Annotated in this window: 11 protein-coding genes; 9 read left to right on the top strand and 2 right to left on the bottom strand. The window is 65.2% G+C overall.

All coding sequences use genetic code 11. From position 1 onward, the window contains the following. Positions 1-60: 60 nt before the first annotated feature. Positions 61-1,245, bottom strand: a complete 1,185-nt coding sequence (metC, locus tag BRAGE_RS0115940; RefSeq protein WP_027557999.1) for a cystathionine beta-lyase — start codon at positions 1,243-1,245, stop codon at positions 61-63. Positions 1,246-1,634: 389 nt separating this feature from the next. Here metC and BRAGE_RS0115935 point away from each other — a divergent pair, with 389 nt between their 5' ends. The 5 genes from BRAGE_RS0115935 (at position 1,635) to BRAGE_RS48710 (ending at position 6,740) form a co-directional block, all read left to right on the top strand. Further along, positions 1,635-2,651, top strand: a complete 1,017-nt coding sequence (locus BRAGE_RS0115935) for an amino acid ABC transporter substrate-binding protein (RefSeq protein ID WP_027558000.1) — start codon at positions 1,635-1,637, stop codon at positions 2,649-2,651. A 19-nt stretch (positions 2,652-2,670) separates the two neighbouring features. Next, complete coding sequence (locus BRAGE_RS0115930) at positions 2,671-3,876, top strand: amino acid ABC transporter permease (protein WP_027558001.1); 1,206 nt, start codon at positions 2,671-2,673, stop codon at positions 3,874-3,876. Beyond that, on the top strand, positions 3,873-5,393 hold the full coding sequence (locus tag BRAGE_RS0115925) for an amino acid ABC transporter permease (RefSeq protein ID WP_027558002.1): 1,521 nt from the start codon (positions 3,873-3,875) through the stop codon (positions 5,391-5,393). Before BRAGE_RS0115930 ends, BRAGE_RS0115925 begins: the two co-directional genes overlap by 4 nt. A gap of 11 nt (positions 5,394-5,404) precedes the next feature. Beyond that, positions 5,405-6,142, top strand: a complete 738-nt coding sequence (locus tag BRAGE_RS0115920; RefSeq protein ID WP_027558003.1) for an amino acid ABC transporter ATP-binding protein — start codon at positions 5,405-5,407, stop codon at positions 6,140-6,142. A gap of 169 nt (positions 6,143-6,311) precedes the next feature. Next, complete coding sequence (locus BRAGE_RS48710; RefSeq protein ID WP_051377898.1) at positions 6,312-6,740, top strand: DUF805 domain-containing protein; 429 nt, start codon at positions 6,312-6,314, stop codon at positions 6,738-6,740. Positions 6,741-6,765: 25 nt separating this feature from the next. Here BRAGE_RS48710 and BRAGE_RS0115910 read toward each other — a convergent pair whose 3' ends face one another. Continuing rightward, positions 6,766-7,800, bottom strand: a complete 1,035-nt coding sequence (locus BRAGE_RS0115910) for a cysteine synthase A (protein WP_027558004.1) — start codon at positions 7,798-7,800, stop codon at positions 6,766-6,768. A 650-nt stretch (positions 7,801-8,450) separates the two neighbouring features. Between BRAGE_RS0115910 and BRAGE_RS0115905 the strand changes: the two genes are divergently transcribed. From BRAGE_RS0115905 to BRAGE_RS0115890, 4 genes are read left to right on the top strand one after another with little or no spacing between them, the layout of a single operon-like run. Further along, positions 8,451-9,935, top strand: coding sequence for an efflux transporter outer membrane subunit (locus BRAGE_RS0115905; protein ID WP_027558005.1), 1,485 nt, complete (start codon positions 8,451-8,453; stop codon positions 9,933-9,935). Next, positions 9,925-11,340 (top strand): efflux RND transporter periplasmic adaptor subunit, encoded by a 1,416-nt coding sequence (locus BRAGE_RS0115900; protein WP_027558006.1) that lies wholly within the window; start codon positions 9,925-9,927, stop codon positions 11,338-11,340. Before BRAGE_RS0115905 ends, BRAGE_RS0115900 begins: the two co-directional genes overlap by 11 nt. A gap of 37 nt (positions 11,341-11,377) precedes the next feature. Continuing rightward, positions 11,378-14,527 (top strand): efflux RND transporter permease subunit, encoded by a 3,150-nt coding sequence (locus BRAGE_RS0115895; RefSeq protein WP_027558007.1) that lies wholly within the window; start codon positions 11,378-11,380, stop codon positions 14,525-14,527. Further along, positions 14,527-17,631: an efflux RND transporter permease subunit gene (locus BRAGE_RS0115890; RefSeq protein WP_027558008.1), complete on the top strand. Its 3,105-nt coding sequence runs from the start codon at positions 14,527-14,529 to the stop codon at positions 17,629-17,631. The genes BRAGE_RS0115895 and BRAGE_RS0115890 overlap by 1 nt, the downstream gene beginning before the upstream one ends. Positions 17,632-17,649: the final 18 nt, after the last annotated feature.

Below are 17,649 nucleotides of genomic sequence, written 5' to 3'. Positions count from 1 at the left end.
TGCTCGTTCCCGTCGCGGCGCGCCTTGGCGCGTCCGCGGCGCGCTGCCTTTTGCTCAGACTCACATTGCCGCTTTGAGGGCAGCAAAGCCGCGATCGAGATCGGCCTTGAGGTCGTCGGTGCTTTCGAGCCCGATATGCAGACGGAGAGTCGGGCCGCCCGGCGCCCACTTGGTCGCGGTGCGATAGTCGTTGCAGTCGAACGGAATCGCGAGGCTCTCGAAGCCGCCCCACGAAAAACCCATGCCGAACAGCTTGAGCGTGTTGAGCATGGTGTCGACGGCCTTCTGCGGCGCCGGCTTCAAGACGATGCTGAACAGGCCCGAGGCGCCGGTGAAGTCGCGCTTCCAGATCGCGTGACCGGGATCGGTCTCCAGCCCCGGATGTAGCACGCGCGCGACTTCAGGCCGATCAGCGAGCCAGCGCGCCATCTCGAGGCCTGAACGATGATGCTGCGCCAGTCGCACCGACAGCGTGCGCAGGCCGCGCAGCGCGAGGAAGACGTCATCGGGACCAGCGCAAACGCCGAGCAGGCGGATTCCTTCCGCTACTATCGGCCAGGCCTTGGCATTGGCCGAGATGGTGCCGAACATGATGTCGGAATGACCGCCGATATATTTGGTGGCCGCCTGCATGCTGATGTCGACGCCCTGTTCGAGCGAGCGGTGATAGAGCGGCGTCGCCCAGGTGTTGTCGTCGATGACAAGCGCGCCCTTGGCATGCGCGACCTCGGCAATGGCGCGGATGTCCGGCATCTCGAACGATTGCGAACCAGGCGCCTCGACCAGCACCGCGCGCGTGTTCGGCTTGAACAGCTTTTCGATGCCGGCGCCGATCAGCGGATCGAAATAGGTGGTCTCGATACCATAGCGGGTGAGCATGCCGTTGCAGAAATTGCGCGAGGGTCGATAGACGTTGTCGCAGACCAGGATGTGGTCGCCGGCCTTCAGCACCGAGAGCAGGGTGGTGGAGATTGCCGACAGTCCTGACGGCACGATGCCGACGCCGGCACATTGCGGCCCCTCCAGCGCCATCAGCGTCTCCTGGAACGCCTTGGTGGTGGGGGAGCCGTGGCGGCCATAGGTGAACTCGCCGCGATGGGCGTGCAGGTCCTCGGCGGTCGGATACAGCACGGTCGAGCCGTGGAACACCGGCGGATTGACGAAGCCCTTCTGCGCCTTGGTGTCGCGGCCGGAGGTCACCAGGCGGGTCTCGGCCTGCTGCCGAAGGGGATGCGAGGAATCCATGCGTCTGCTTTCAAAAAAGCGTTTCCGCTGGCGCGCGTCGCGCCCGCAGGCTGGCCGAAAGGCCGCTGTCGTTAATAACAGAACACAGAAGAGTCCCGTCAACCCCTTGACCCGGCCCGCCAGCCGCTCTCCTATGCGCAGGTGCTATTCAGTCGCCGCATGTTGAGGGGCAGCCGCGACCTTCGATCCATCGTCTGACCGGACCTTGCGCCACAGCCACAAAGGCGGGCGCCTGCGGCGGGGATTAGGTTATGGCCTCTCGGGATCGGCGGGTGTTCGGCAAGGTTTTCCAGCATGACTCTTGCAAGGCTAGTGCTGCGACGCCTAGTCCTGGCAGAGACGATCCTGAGACAACGTTCATTGAGACGACCTTGAAAGGCCTTTAGCCCATGAAACGCGTAACCCTGGCTCTCACTCTCGCTCTCGCCGCCGGCCTGACTGCCCAGACTGCCGGTGCGCAAACGCTCAAGACCGTCAAGGATCGGGGCGCGCTGTCCTGCGGCGTCAGCCAGGGCCTGCCGGGCTTCTCCTCGCCCGACGACAAGGGCAACTGGACCGGGCTCGACGTCGACCTCTGCCGCGCCGTCGCCGCCGCCATCTTCAACGATCCGACCAAGGTCAAGTACGTGCCGCTGTCCGCCAAGGATCGCTTCACGGCACTGCAATCCGGCGAGATCGACGTGCTCTCGCGCAACACCACCTGGACCATCTCGCGCGACACCTCGCTCGGCGCCAACTTCACCGGCGTGACCTATTATGACGGGCAGGGCTTCATGGTGAAGAAGTCGCTCAAAGTGAATTCCGCGTTGGAACTGAACAGCGCCTCGGTCTGCGTGCAGACCGGCACCACCACCGAACAGAATTTGGCCGACTACTTCAAGGCCAACAACATGAAGTACGAGGTGATCGCGTTCGGCACCAATGACGAGACGGTCAAGGCCTATGAGGCCGGCCGCTGCGACGTCTTCACCACCGACCAGTCGGGCCTCTACGCCAACCGCCTCAAGCTCGCCAATCCCAACGACCACATGGTGCTCCCCGAGATCATCTCGAAGGAGCCGCTCGGCCCGATGGTGCGCCACGGCGACGACCAGTGGTTTGACATCGTGAAGTGGACGCTGTTCGCGATGGTCACCGCCGAAGAGCTCGGCATCACCTCGAAGAACGTCGACGAGAAGGCCAAGATGGAAAATCCGGAGCTGAAGCGCGTGCTCGGCACCGACGGCAATTTCGGCGAACAGCTCGGCCTCACCAAGGACTGGGTGGTCCGGATCGTGAAGGCGGTCGGCAATTACGGCGAGGTGTTCGACCGCAATGTCGGCTCGGGCTCGCCGCTCGCCATCAATCGCGGTCTCAACAATCTCTGGAACAAGGGGGGTCTCCAGTACGCGCCGCCGATCCGCTGATCCCGCCTGATCCGCGGCGATGAGCACCGAGGCTCGAAAACCGCCGGCCCAGATCGCGCTGAAGATCAGGCGCATTCTGGGCGGCAAGGCAGGCTGGAACGGCGTCGCCGTCCAGTTTGCCTTCGCGGCGATCCTGGGCTGGATCGGCTACGAGATCGTCTCCAACACCCGCGCCAACCTCGAGAACCAGCACATCGCCGCCGGCTTCGGCTTCCTACGCAACAATGCCGGCTTCGACGTCAACCAGACCCTGATCTCCTACACCGGCTCGGACACGTTCCTGCGCGTGTTCGTGGTCGGGCTCCTGAACACGCTCGTGGTCTCGGTGGTCGGCATTTTCTTCTCCACCGTGATCGGCTTCATCGTCGCACTGTGCCGGCTGTCGCCGAACTGGCTCTTGTCGCGCGTCGGCGAGATCTACGTCGAGATCATCCGGAACCTGCCGCTGCTGTTCCAGATCCTGTTCTGGTACCTGGCGGTGCTCGCCGCGCTGCCCAATCCCAGGCAAAGCATTTCGCTGCTCGGCATCGCCTTCATCAGCAATCGTGGCCTCGTCATTCCATCACCGATCGGCGGAAGCGGCCTGGTCCCGTTCCTGGTGGTATTGGCCCTCGGCATCGTGGCGTCGCTGGCCTTGCGCATCCACGCGCGGCGCGCGCTGTTTCAGCGCGGGCAGGTCATCCGCATCTGGCCCTCTGTGCTGGTCCTGCTGTTCGGCCTGCCGCTCGCCACCATACTGGTGTTCGGTTTGCCTTTCACCGTCGAGCTGCCGCAGCTCAAGGGCTTCAATTTCGCCGGCGGCTCGCGCATCATTCCGGAGTTCGTGGCACTGACGCTGGCGCTGTCGACCTATACCGCCGCCTTCATTGCCGAGATCGTGCGTGCCGGCATCCTGTCCGTGCACAAGGGGCAGATGGAGGCGGGGTCCTCGCTCGGCCTCAGCCGCGGCGCCACGCTGCGGCTGATCGTCGTGCCGCAGGCGATGCGCGTCATCGTGCCGCCCCTGACCAACCAGTATCTCAATCTCACCAAAAATTCCTCGCTTGCGGTGGCGATCGGCTATCCTGATCTCGTCTCGGTATGGGCCGGCACGTCGCTGAGCCAGACCGGGCAGGCGATCGAGATCATCGCCATGACGATGGGCGTCTATCTTCTGATCTCGCTGCTCACCAGCGCGATCATGAGCGTCTACGGTTGGCGCGTCAGCCGGAGCCTCGGCGCATGACCGACATCACCTCATCCGCTTATGTCCGGCAGGATCTGCTCACCGAGCGTCCTGCGCCGGTGAAGACGACGGGCTTCATTGGCCTCGTGCGCACGCGCCTTTTGAACTCGCCGACCAACATCCTGATCACCATCGTCAGCGCCTTGCTGCTCTGGTTCACCATCGTTCCGTCCGTCCGATTCCTGGTCGTCGACGCGGTCTGGACCGGCAGTGACCGTGCGGCGTGCCTGACCGAGAACGCGGGGTTCGCGGTCGGCGCCTGCTGGCCCTACATCCAGGCCAAGCTGCCGCAATTAATCTATGGCTTCTATCCCGAGGCCGAGCGCTGGCGCGTCAACCTCACATTCGCCCTGGCGGCGGTCCTACTGGTGCCAATGCTCGTTCCGCGCCTGCCGGCGAAGGGGGTGAACGCCAGCCTGTTCTTCTTCGCCTTTCCCGTCGTCGCGTTCTTCCTGCTGCATGGCGGCGGCATCTCGGGCTTCGGCGTGAGCTGGACGGCGGGCCTGCTGCAATTGTTCGACGACAGCATCATCGGCGCGGGGCAGGTCCTGCTCAGTCTCAGCAAGACCTCGGCGGTCGCCCCGCTGCTGTGGGTCGTCGGCAACCTCATCCTGCTGGTCGGCAAGGCAATCTTCTGGCTGATCTTTCCCCTGACCTGGCTGCGTGACCAGCTCGAGGGCTCGGGCCAATCGGTCTGGACCGACTTTGCGATCACCACGGCCGTCGTCGCGCTGATCGCCTTTGTCCTCGGCGGTGGCGGGCGCACGGGATGGCGTCCCCTGGCATGGAGCATCGCGACTTTCATCGCCATCGCCATCGTGATCAAGCTGATGGGGCTTGATCACGGCGGACTGGCGGTCGTGCAGACGCGACTCTGGGGCGGTCTTCTCGTGACGCTGGTGGTCTCCGTCGCCGGCATCGTCACGTCATTGCCGATCGGCATTGCGCTGGCGCTCGGCCGCCGCTCCAGCATTCCGCTGATCCGGATATTCTCGATCGCCTTCATCGAATTCTGGCGCGGCGTGCCGCTGATCACGGTGCTGTTCTTCGCAACCTACATGCTGCCGCTGTTCCTGCCGGGCAATTTCACGGTCGACGGCCTCGTCCGCGCGCTGATCGGGATCGCGCTGTTCACGGGCGCCTATCAGGCCGAGAACGTCCGCGGGGGCCTCGCTGCGATCCCGCGCGGGCAGGGCGAGGCGGCGGCGGCGCTCGGGCTGTCCTGGTGGAAGACGACGTCGCTGATCGTGCTGCCGCAGGCGCTGCGCCACGTCATCCCGAACCTCGTCAACAGCTTCATCTCGCTGTTCAAGGATACCTCGCTGGTCTCCATCGTCGCGCTGTTCGATTTGCTGGGGTCGCTGCGCGCCTCGTTCGCGGACCCGAAGTGGTCGACGCCGTCGACCTTGTTCACCGGCTTTGCCTTTGCCGGTATCATCTATTTCCTGTTCTGCTTTGGAATGTCGCGCTACTCGCTCTTCGTCGAGCACCGTCTCAACGCCCACCGTCGCAACTGATCGAGGTCACCATGTCCGAGCCCATCGTCAAGATTTCCGGCCTGAACAAATGGTACGGCGACTTCCACGTGCTGCGCGATATCGACCTCGAGGTCAAAAAGGGCGAGCGCATCGTGATTTGCGGCCCCTCGGGCTCGGGCAAGTCGACGCTGATCCGCTGCATCAACGCGCTGGAGGAGTTCCAGGAAGGCGAGATTGTCGTCGACGGCATCGAGCTCGGGCCGAACCTCAAGCATATCGACGCGGTGCGCCGCGAGGTCGGCATGGTGTTCCAGAGCTTCAATCTGTTCCCGCATCTGACGGTTCTGGATAACTGCACGTTGGCGCCGATCTGGGTGCGCAACATTCCCAAGAGGGACGCCGAGGCGACCGCGATGAAATTCCTGGAGCGGGTCAAGATCCCGCACCAGGCCAACAAGTTTCCGGGCCAGATGTCCGGCGGCCAGCAGCAGCGCGTCGCCATCGCCCGCGCGCTGACCATGAATCCGAAAGTGATGCTGTTCGACGAGCCGACATCGGCGCTCGATCCCGAGATGGTCAAGGAGGTGCTCGACACCATGGTCGATCTCGCCGAGGAGGGCATGACCATGCTGGTCGTCACCCACGAGATGGGCTTTGCCCGCGAGGTCGCCAACCGCGTCGTGTTCATGGACGCCGGCCAGATCATCGAGGCCAACACGCCGAACGAGTTTTTTGCGGCCCCGCAGCATGCGCGGACGAAGCTGTTTTTGAGCCAGATTTTGCGGTGATCCAAACCGTGCTGCCGTAGGGTGGGCACGCTACGCTTTGCCCACCCTACAGCAGCTCAACTTGATCTGCGGTCCGTAATCTCTTCGCAACCATATCCAGGGTTGTGCCCCCGCCGCTTCACCCGTTCGAAAGCTCTTTCTGCGCCTATGGCGCAAAAAGGGGGCGCCTGTGCTCGACCTCGTATTTGGCTTCAATACCCGCCTGGGACGCCTAAAGTTCTTCCTCGCCACGCTCGCGCTCGCGGTCGTGATGACCGCGATCTGCTTTGCGGTCGCGACGTCGGCGCTGCGCAACGTCAACCCGGCCAATGTTCGCCCCGACGATCTCCTGAAGAGCTCGGGAATGATCGCGGCGATGGTGTTCTTCGCGCTGGCAACCATCACGCTGTACTCGATGCGCTTCCGCGATATCGGCTGGGATCCGGTCTGCGTGGTCCCGGCCTGGATCGCGCTGATGATCGTTGACTACGTCGTCGCGATGAAGTTTCCGCACCTTGCGATGGGCCAGGAGCATACCGGCACGGTGGTCGGCAGCATCGTCTATCTCGTGCTGACGCTGGCGCTGTTGTTCTGGCCGGGCAGCGACCGCTACACTTAGCACACGCGGCTGCAACCGGTTCGGCCTAAACGAACGGCGGCTTGATGTTGCTGCGCTTCTCGAGCCACTCCGGCACGGGCAGGTTCTTGGCGCGCATGAAGTCCGCGTTGAACAGCTTGGACTGATAGCGGCTGCCGGAATCGCACAGCACGGTCACGATGGTCTTGCCGGGTCCGAGCTGTTTTGCGAGCCGCACCGCGCCGGCGATGTTGATGCCGGTCGAGCCGCCGAGGCAGAGGCCCTCGTGCTGGAGCAGCTCGTAGATGACGGTGACGGCCTCGGTATCGGGAATGAGATAGGCGTCATCGACCTTCGCCGTCTCGACGATCGCGGTCGCGCGGTTGAGGCCGATGCCCTCGGTGATCGAGCCGCCGGGCGTCGCTTTGGCATCGCCGGTCCTGAAGTATTCGTACATGCCGGCGCCGTGCGGATCGGCGCAGGCGATGCGGATATCCTTGTTCTTCTCCTTCAGATAGCGGCTGACGCCGGCGAGCGTGCCGCCGCTGCCGACCGAGCAGACGAAGCCGTCGACCTTGCCGCTCGTCTGCTCCCAGATCTCCGGTCCGGTGGACTCGTAATGCGCCTTGGCATTGTCGAGATTGTTCCACTGGTCGGCGAACAGCACGCCATTGGGTTCGGTCTTGCGCAGCTCGTCGGCCAGCCTGCGGCCGACATGCTGGTAGTTGTTGGGATTGGCGTAGGGCAGGGCCGGCACCTCGATCAGCTCGGCGCCGCAGAGCTTCAGAAAATCCTTCTTCTCCTGGCTCTGCGTCTCCGGGATCACGATCAGCGTGCGGTAGCCGCGCGCGCTGGCCACGACCGCGAGGCCGATGCCGGTGTTGCCGGCGGTCGCTTCCACCACGAGACCGCCCGGTTTGAGCTCGCCGCGCCTCTCGGCCTCCAGAATCATCCATTTGCCGGCGCGATCCTTCACCGACTGCCCGGGATTCATGAACTCGGCCTTGCCGAGGATGGTGCAGCCGGTCAATTCCGAGGCGCGCTTGAGCTTGATCAGCGGGGTGTTGCCGATGGCTTCGACAACGTCGTTTCGAGTGGTCATATCGGGGGAAATCACTGGCAAGGGGTTGATCTGGTTGGCCAGAACCTAGTGCTTGGGAGGCCAAAGGGGAAGGCTTTTGCGCTGCGGCGAAATTCGCGAAAGCAATGCCGGAGATCGGCGAAATGATATCTTCGATCACCGCCTGGCCATGGAAAATAACGCAAGTCACGAGCGGCCTAGGAAAGTGAATGGCGCGCGGCGGACGGAGGACCTGCATGTGCGGGCAGCGGCGCGTTCAGTCGCGGTCATCGATGGCCTTGCGAGAACCGCCTATGCCCGCTTGAGACGGAGCCAAAGCAGCATGTTGCAGATTGCTGCTGGTGCAGCCGGATCGAACGGCTTCCGCGCAGGTGTGGCGCCAATATCACATGAAATCTTAGTAAGCTTGAGCACGCTTTGCGGTGGCTCGAAAATGCAAAAAGTCTCTGCCAGACAGGCGTATCTCGCATTTTCGTAGCTCCGGTATCGATGGGCTTGGCCGACCATCTCGCACCTGCGGGACTGTCCCGCTGTTCCGCACCCGGCTAGTATGAATTCCACGGTTCCGAGAAAGCATCACCTGTGAGCGAGTTATCCAACGCCCCCCGACTGTTCCGCCGCGAATCGGTTAATCCGGCTCGGCGGTGGCGGCTCGGTCTGCCCGGCGGGGGGTGGATGTGACACAGGATGTTTCTGCGATCGCCGTGCGGCGGTCCCCGGACTCTGCATCCCGGATGCGGCACGCCGCACGCTGGCTTGCGGTACTGTGCCTCGCCGCCGGTTCCGGCGCTTGCGTGCTGACCCAGGACCTCCCGGATCCCGCGCTCGACGTGCCCACGCAGTACAAATATGCGGGCAAGGGCGATGTGCCGCCGTCACTGGATTGGTGGCGCGGCTTTCGCTCCGCCGAGCTCACGCAACTGATGGAGGAGGCGCAGACCGTCAACCTCGACATCGCCGCCGCCGTCGCCCGCATCGTCCAGGCGGATGCGCAGGCGCGGCAGGCGGGTGCGGCGCTGCTGCCGAGCCTGTCCGGCACCGGGCAGGAGGCCTATTCGCGCACCTCGGGCTCGAGCGCCTCGGGCCTCTCCATCGGCGGCCGCGAGGTCGTCAACTACCAGGCCTCGCTCAGCGCCAGCTATCAGCTCGATTTCTGGGGCCAGAACCGCGATGCGCTGCAGACGGCGGAAGAGACTGCGAACGCCAACCGCTTCGATCGCGACACGGTCGCGCTGACGACGCTGGCGAGCGTCGCCAACGCCTATTTCCAGGTGCTGGCCTCGCAGGACCGACTACGCACCGCCCAGAGCAACATCGCCAGCGCGCAGCGCATCCTCGATGCCATCCGCGAGCGCCGCAAGGCCGGCACCGGGACCGACCTCGATGTCGCCCAGCAGGAGAGCGTTCTCGCCAACCAGAAGGCGCTGGTGCCGCCGCTGCGGCAGACGCTGGACCAGAACCGAAATGCGCTCGCCGTGCTGGTGTCGCGGCCGCCGGAGAGTGTGCGCATCGCCGGCGGCTCGCTGAACAGCATCGCGATCCCGCGCGTCACGCCCGGCCTGCCATCGGAGATCCTGACGCAGCGGCCCGACATCCGCCGGCAGGAGGCGCAGCTCGCTTCAGCGACCGCCAATATCGGCAATGCCCGCGCACAATTCTTTCCAACCATCCAATTGACCGGCAATGGCGGCTATCAGAGCTCGGCGCTGGCCTCGCTGTTCCAGCCGCATGCGGCCTTCTTCCAGCTCGTCGGCAGCGCGACGCAGCCGATCTTCGACGGCGGCAAGATCCTCGGCAATTTCGAGTTCGCCAAGGCGCGGCAGGACGAGCTGCTCCAGACCTACCGCAAGACCATCGTCCAGGCCTTCACCGACGTCGATAACGCGCTGTATTCGATCAAGCAGACCACGATCAAGTTGCAATTGCAGCGCGATGTCGTTGCCTCCTCGAAGCGCGCCTTCGATCTCGCCGAGCAGCAATTGCGCGCCGGCACTGCCGACATCGTCACCGTGCTGAATGTCCAGCAGACACTATTTCAGGCGGAAGATGCGTTGTGGCAGGCCCAGCTCGCACGGCTTCTTGCCATCGTCAGCCTGTATCAGGCGCTCGGCGGCGGCTGGGAGCCGCGCATGGAGAAACCGGTCAATGCTCTTTAAGCCGGATAGCAAGCAAGGCGCGAAGGAGGGCACGGCGAAGAGGTCGCGCGGCCGCGGCTTCGTCATGACCCTGATCACGCTCGCGATCCTCGGCGGCCTCGGTTATGTCGGCTGGATCGTCACGCACCAGCAGCAGCAGGCCAACAACCGTAACCAGCGGCCCGATTTGCCGGTACCGGTGCTGGCGGCGACCCCGCGCATCCAGGACGTGCCCGTCTATCTCGACGGCGTCGGCGCGATCCGTGCCCTCAACACCGTGACCGTGCGCTCGCAGGTCGACGGCAAGCTGATCGCGGTCAACTTCACCGAAGGCCAGGACGTCAAGAAGGGTGACGTGCTCGGCGAGATCGATCCGGCGCTCTATCAGGCGACCTACGACCAGGCCGTCGCCAAGAAGGCGCAGGACCAGGCCCAGCTCGCCAACCAGCGCATCGACCTGACGCGCTACGAGCAGCTTGCCGCCTCCAATGCCGGCTCCAAGCAGCAGGCCGATACGCAGCGCGCGCTGGTCGCGCAGACCGAGGCGCTGGTCAAGGCCGACCAGGCCGCGATCGACAACGCGGCGGCGACTCTGAGCTACACCAAGATCGTGGCGCCGCTCTCGGGCCGCGCCGGCCTGCGCCAGGTCGACCAGGGCAACATCATCCACGCCGCCGACACCACGGGCCTCGTGGTGATCACGCAGTTGCAGCCGATCGCGGTGTGGTTCAGCCTGCCGCAGCAGCAGATCATGCGCGTCAATGCGGCCGCCGCAAAGGGCACGCTCGTCGTCGACGTGTTCGGCAATGACGGCGTCACCGTGATCGACACCGGCAAGCTCACCGGCATCGACAACCAGGTCGACCAGACCACCGGCACGCTCAGGCTCAAGGCCGAGTTCCCCAACGCCAATTACCAGCTCTGGCCGGGCCAGTTCGTCAATGTCCGCCTCAAGGTCGAGACCTTGATGCAGGCGCTGGTGGTGCCGACCTCGGCGGTGCAGCGCGGCCCGATCGGCACCTTCAGCTACGTCATCGGCGAGGACAATGTGGTCTCGGCCAAGCCGGTGACGGTGACGCAGCAGAACGAGCATGACGCCGTGATTGCCAGCGGCCTGTCGCCGACCGACAAGGTCGTCACAACGGGCTTCGCCAATCTGTCCGACGGCTCCAAGGTCATCGTCGGCCGCGACGACCAGACCCCTTCAGCCGATCTCGCCCCGCGCAAGCGCTCGCGCGGGCCGCAGGGCGAGGCGCAGAAGAAGGATGGCGCCAAGAACGGCCAGAACGAAGGTCAAAAGGACGGACAGGCCAAGGACAGCGAGTTCCGCGCCAAGCGCAAGAGCAGCGAAGGCGATCAGAAGGGTCAGACCGGACCTGCGCCGGGGCCGGGGGGCTCATCGGGAGCTGGAGCTAAGCAGCCATGATCCCGACAACAGCCGCGTGAAGCGGCAGGCATAAACCATGGGTGTCTCCGAACCCTTCATCCGCCGCCCGATCGCGACCTCGCTGCTCGGCATCGCGCTCCTGATCGGCGGCGCACTCGGCTATTTCGCGTTGCCGGTCTCGGCGTTGCCGCAGGTCGACTTCCCGACCGTGCAGGTGACGACGCAGCTGCCGGGCGCGAGCCCCGACGTGATCGCCTCGCTGATCACCGCGCCGCTGGAGCGGCAGCTCGGCCAGATCCCGTCGCTGTCGGCGATGAACTCGACGAGCTCGTTCGGCGTCAGCCAGATCTCGCTCCAGTTCGATCTCAACCGCGACATCGACGGCGCCACCCAGGACGTGCAAGCCGCGATCAACGCGGCCGCCGGCGTGCTGCCGAAGACGCTGCCTTATCCGCCGACCTACGCCAAGGTGAACCCGGCGGATGCGCCGGTGATGACCCTGGCGCTGCGCTCGGACACCATCTCGCTGCGGGCGATGAGCGACATCGCCGACACGCTGCTGGCGCAGCGGCTGAGCCAGATCTCCGGCGTCGGGCGCGTCTCCGTGCTCGGCGGGCTGAAGCCGGCCGTGCGCATCCAGGCTGATCTGGCGCGGCTTGCCGCCTATGGCATCGCCATGGAAGACCTCCGGACTGCGATCGCGAACGCCAACGTCTCGGGGCCGAAGGGCTCGCTCGACGGCGCGCAGCAATCCTACATCATCGCCGCCAACGACCAGATCGCCGCGGCCGATGCCTACAAGCCTGTCATCATCGCCTACCGCAACGGCTCGCCGGTCACGATCGCCGACGTCGCCCAGATCGTCGATGGGCTCGAGAACGACCGCACCGGCGGCTGGTACCAGGGCTCCCCGGCCGTCATCATCGACATCCAGCGCCAGCCCGGCGCCAACGTCATCGACGTCGTCAGCCAGATCCGCGCCGAGATCCCCAAGGTGCAGCGCGCGATCCCGGCCGGCGTAAACCTCACCATCGTCTCCGACCGCACCGTCACCATCCGCGCCTCGGTGCGCGACGTGCAGTTCACGCTGATCCTCAGCGTCGTGCTGGTGACGCTGGTGGTGCTGCTGTTCCTGCGTTCGTTGCGGGCGACGCTGATCGCCGGCGTCGCGCTGCCGCTGTCACTGATCACCAGCTTCGGCATCATGTATTTTGCCGGTTTCAGTCTCGACAATCTGTCGCTGATGGCGCTGACCATCGGCACCGGCTTCGTCGTCGACGACGCCATCGTCATGATCGAGAACATCGTCCGCCACATGGAGAACGGCGAGAGTGCGATGGAGGCCTCGCTGAAGGGCGCCAGCGAGATCGGCTTCACCGTGATTTCGCTGACGGTGTCGCTGATCGCGGTGTTCATCCCGCTGCTGTTCATGTCGGGCCTGGTGGGACGCATGTTCCGCGAGTTCGCGCTGACGCTGACCATCGCGGTCGTGACCTCGGCCGTGGTCTCGCTGACGCTGACGCCGATGATGTGCTCGCGGCTGCTGCGGCATGCGCATGAGGAGCTCGCGGTGCCGGGCCTCGCCGCGATCAGCCGCTTCATCGACCGCACGGTCGAGTTCTATCACCGCACGCTGCTCTGGGTGCTGGAGCGCCAACGCGCCACGCTGGTCGTGACCTTCGCGACGCTGGTCGCAACCCTGGTCCTCTATGTCGTCGCGCCGAAAGGCTTTTTGCCGCTCCAGGACACCGCCTCGATCACGGCAGTAACGGAGGCGGGGCCGGACGTGTCGTTCGGCGAGATGCAGAAGCGGCAGGCCGAGGCCGCCGATGCCATCAAGGCCGACCCTGATGTGGTCGGCGTGGTCTCGGTGATCGGCGCGGGCTCGGTCAACCCGACCACCAATGTCGGACGGCTCGTCATGACATTGAAGCCGCGCGGCGAGCGGCGCGACGATGTCAGCGAGGTCGTGAACCGGCTGAAGCAGCGGGTGGCGGGCATTCCCGGCATGACGGTCTATTTCCAGCCGGTGCAGGACGTGCAGATCTCGACCCAGTCGAGCCGATCGCAATACCAGTACACGCTGACCGGGACCGATGCGGCGCTGGTGTCGGAATGGGCGCGCAAGCTGGTTACGGAGATGCGGCGCGATCCCTTGTTCCGCGACGTCTCGTCGGAGGCGCAGGAGGGCGGGCTGCGGGCGCAGCTCGATGTCGACCGCACCCGTGCCGGCCAGCTTGGGGTGAGCCTGCAAGCGATCACCGACACGCTCAATGATGCCTTTGCACAAAGGCAGATCTCGACCATCTACGGCCAGGCCAACCAGTACCGCGTGGTGCTGGAGGCACTGCCGATGTACCAGCGCGATCCCTCGATCCTGTCGAAGCTGTATCTGCCGGGTGCGGCGAGCTCCGTCGTCGGCGCGCCCAACGCCCAGGTGCCGCTGTCGGCAGTGGCGACATTGAAGCGCACCACGGCGCCACTCGCGATCTCGCACCAGGCTCAATTCCCGGCGGTGTCGCTCAGCTTCAACCTCGCCCCGGGCGCTGCGCTCGGCGATGCCGTCGAAGCCGTGAAGACGATCGAGACCCGGATCGGCATGCCCAACAGCATCGTCGGCGTCTATGCCGGCGATGCCGCCGAATTCGCCAAGGCGCTCGCGGGACAACCCTGGCTGCTGCTCGCCGCCGTCATCACGATCTACATCGTGCTGGGCGTGCTCTATGAGAGCTACATCCACCCGATAACGATCCTGTCGACGTTGCCCTCGGCCGGCGTCGGCGCGATCCTGGCGCTGGTCTTGTGCGGACAGGACCTCTCGGTGATCGGCCTGATCGGCATCATCCTGTTGATGGGCATCGTCAAGAAGAACGCGATCATGATGATCGACTTCGCGCTCGAGGCCGAGCGCGGGCAGGGGATGTCGCCCAATGAAGCGATCGTGCAGGCCTGCCTGTTGCGCTTCCGGCCGATCATGATGACGACACTGGCGGCATTGTTCGGCGCGCTGCCACTCGCGATCGAGAGCGGCACCGGCGCCGAGCTGCGCTTCCCGCTCGGCATCTCCATCATCGGCGGCCTGCTGCTGAGCCAGCTGCTGACGCTCTACACCACGCCGGTGATCTACCTCGCGCTCGACCGCATCAACCGCCGCCTCGAGCAGGCGCTGCCGCCGGCCGAATCCGGTGGCCCGCCGGTCGCAGGCGCGACCGAGGGGATGCAGTGATGGCATCGATCTCGGAGCCCTTCATCCGCCGACCGGTCGCGACCACGCTGCTCTCGATCGGGTTGTTCCTGCTGGGTGTCGTCGCCTACGAGTTCCTGCCGGTCGCTTCGGTCCCGAACGTCGATTTCCCCGCCATCTTCGTCTCGGCCAGCCGTCCCGGCGCCGATCCGTCGGTGATGGCGGCGACGGTGGCCTCGCCGCTCGAACGGCGGCTGGGCGAGATCGCCGGCATCAACCAGATCACCTCGACCTCGTCGCTCGGCACCACCAACATCCAGCTCCAGTTCGACATCGGCCGCAACATCGACAAGGCCGCCCGCGACGTGCAGGCGGCGATCAACGCCGCGCTGGTCGACCTGCCGAGCGACCTGCCGACGCTGCCGCGCTTCCGGAAAGCCAACACGGCCGGCGCGCCCGTGTTCGTGCTGGCGCTGACCTCGAAGACGCTGTCGGCGAGCGCCATCTACGACGTCGCCGACACGGTGCTGGCGCAGCGCATCTCGCAGGTGCCCGGCGTCGGCGATGTGACCGTGTCGGGCGCCGACCAGCCGGCGGTCCGGGTGCAGCTCAATCCCGTCGCGCTGTCGAACGCCGGCATCGCCACCGACGACGTCCGCACTGCGATCATCAACGCCAATCCGCTCGGCCCGGTCGGCATCTTCAACGGCGAGCGTCAGAGCGAGACGCTGTCGCTGAACAAGCAGATGCGCACTGCGAAGGAGTTCCGCGACATCGTCATCAAGAGCTCCAACGGCAATTTCGTCCGGCTCTCCGACGTCGCCGACATCGAGGATTCCGTCCGCAACGCCCGCTCCATCGCCTGGTTCAACAAGCAGCCGGCGGTCCTGATCCAGATCACCAAGCAGGGCGATGCCAACGTCATCGACACCGTCGACCGGGTGAAGGCGCTGATCCCCGAGCTGAAGCAATGGATCCCGGCCGGCGTCGACATCTCCACCCTGGTCGACCGTACCAGCACGATCCGCGCCAGCGTGCTCGACATGCAGTGGACGCTGCTCGCGACCGCCATCCTCGTGATGGTCGTGGTGTTCGTGTTCCTGCGCCGGCTGACGCCGACGATCGCCGCCGGCATCTCGGTGCCGCTGGCGCTGGCCGGCACCTGCGCCGGCATGTGGGTGGCGGGCTTCTCGATCGACAATCTGTCGCTGATGGCGCTGGCGATCTCGGTCGGCTTCGTCGTCGACGACGCCATCGTCATGATCGAGAATATGTTCCGCAACCTCGAGCACGGCATGCGGCCGATGCAGGCGGCGCTGGAGGGCGCAAAGCAGATCGGATTCACGGTCGTTTCGATCAGCCTGTCGCTGATCGCGGCGTTCACGCCGCTGATCTTCATGGACGGCATCGTCGGCCGTCTCCTGCGCGAATTCTCGCTGACTCTGACCTTCGCGATCCTGGTTTCGACGCTGGTGTCGCTGACGGTGACGCCGATGATCTGCGCCCACTATATCCGGCAGACCACCTCCGGCACCGCGACGCTGTTCGACCGACTGATCGAGGGCTCGCTGTCGCGCATCGTCGCCTTCTACGCCCGCACCTTGCGCACCGTGCTGGAGTTTCCGCTGCTGACGCTGCTGGTGTTCTTCGCCACCATCGCGCTGACAGTGACGCTCTACATCAAGGTGCCCAAGGGCTATTTCCCGACCGATGATTCCGGCTTCGTCATCGGCGCGACGCGCGCCTCCGCCGACATCTCGTTCCAATCCATGCTCAGCCTGCAGCAGCGGCTCGCCGACATCGTGATGCAGGATCCGGCCGTCGCCGGCATCGGTTCGACCGTTGGCAGCGGAGGGGGCCCGGGCGCCGCGACCTCGAACCGCGGCACCATGTTCATCAGCCTGAAGCCGCCGGAGGAACGCAACCACGTCTCGACCGAGGTCGTGATCGATCGCCTCAGGCGCGCTCTGTTTCCCGTGCCCGGCATCCGCCTCTTCATGTTCGCCGCCCAGGACGTACGCGCCGGCGGGCGGCAGAGCGATTCCGACTACCAGTACACGCTGAGCAGCACCGATCTCGGCCTGCTGCAAAAATGGGCGCCGATCGTCGCCAAGCGCATGGAGAGCGTCGAGGGCATCACCGACATCTCCAGCGACCGCGATCCAGGCGGGCTTCAATTGACCTTGTCGATCGACCGGCAAAAGGCCTCGGCGCTCGGCGTCCGCGTCCAGGACATCGACAACGCCCTGAACAACGCGTTTTCGCAGCGACAAATCTCGATCATCTACACCCAGCGCAATCAATACATGGTGGTGCTGGAGATCGATCCGAAATTCCAGGTCGACCCGTCCAACCTCGACCGCATCTACGTCGCCGGCGCCAATGACGCGCAGGTGCCGCTCTCGGCCGTGGTGCATGCAACGCGCGGGCTCGCCGCGCTCGCGGTCTACCATTCGCAGTCGTTCCCCTCGACGACGGTGTCGTTCAACCTCTTGCCCAACGTGCCGCTCCAGGCCGCGACGCAGAACATCCAGCGCGCCGTCGAGGAGCTGCATATGCCGGAGGGCATCCGCGGCAGCTTTGACGGCAATGCGGGCGACTTCGCCAGGACCAGCGGCCGCCAGCCGCTCCTGATCCTCGGCGCGCTGGTCGCGATGTATATCGTGCTGGGGGTGCTCTACGAGAGTCTCGCCCATCCGCTGACGATCATCTCGACGCTGCCGTCGGCCGGCCTCGGCGCGCTGCTGGCCTTGCAGATCACCAACACGCCGCTGACGGTGATCGCCTTCGTCGGCATCATCCTCTTGATCGGCATCGTCAAGAAGAACGGCATCATGATGGTCGACTTCGCGCTGGATGCCGAGCGCCAGCGCGGCCTGTCCTCGGCGGAAGCGATCTTCGAGGCCTGCCAGGCGCGCTTCCGTCCGATCCTGATGACGACCATGGCGGCGCTGTTTGCCGGCATTCCGCTTGTTGTCGCGACCGGTCCCGGCACGGAGCTGCGCCGTCCGCTCGGCATCACCATCATCGGCGGCCTGTTCGTCTCGCAGATCCTGACGCTGTACACCACGCCGGTGATCTATCTCTTGATCGACCGCCTGCGGCGCCGCTCCGAGCCACGCCCGCTGCCTGCGCCGGCGGAATAGGTTGTTGAAGTGCCGCGC

The sequence above is a fragment of the Bradyrhizobium genosp. SA-4 str. CB756 genome (genome assembly GCF_000473125.1).
Lineage (GTDB): Bacteria > Pseudomonadota > Alphaproteobacteria > Rhizobiales > Xanthobacteraceae > Bradyrhizobium > Bradyrhizobium arachidis.
This window is presented reverse-complemented; position numbering and strand designations above follow the sequence as displayed.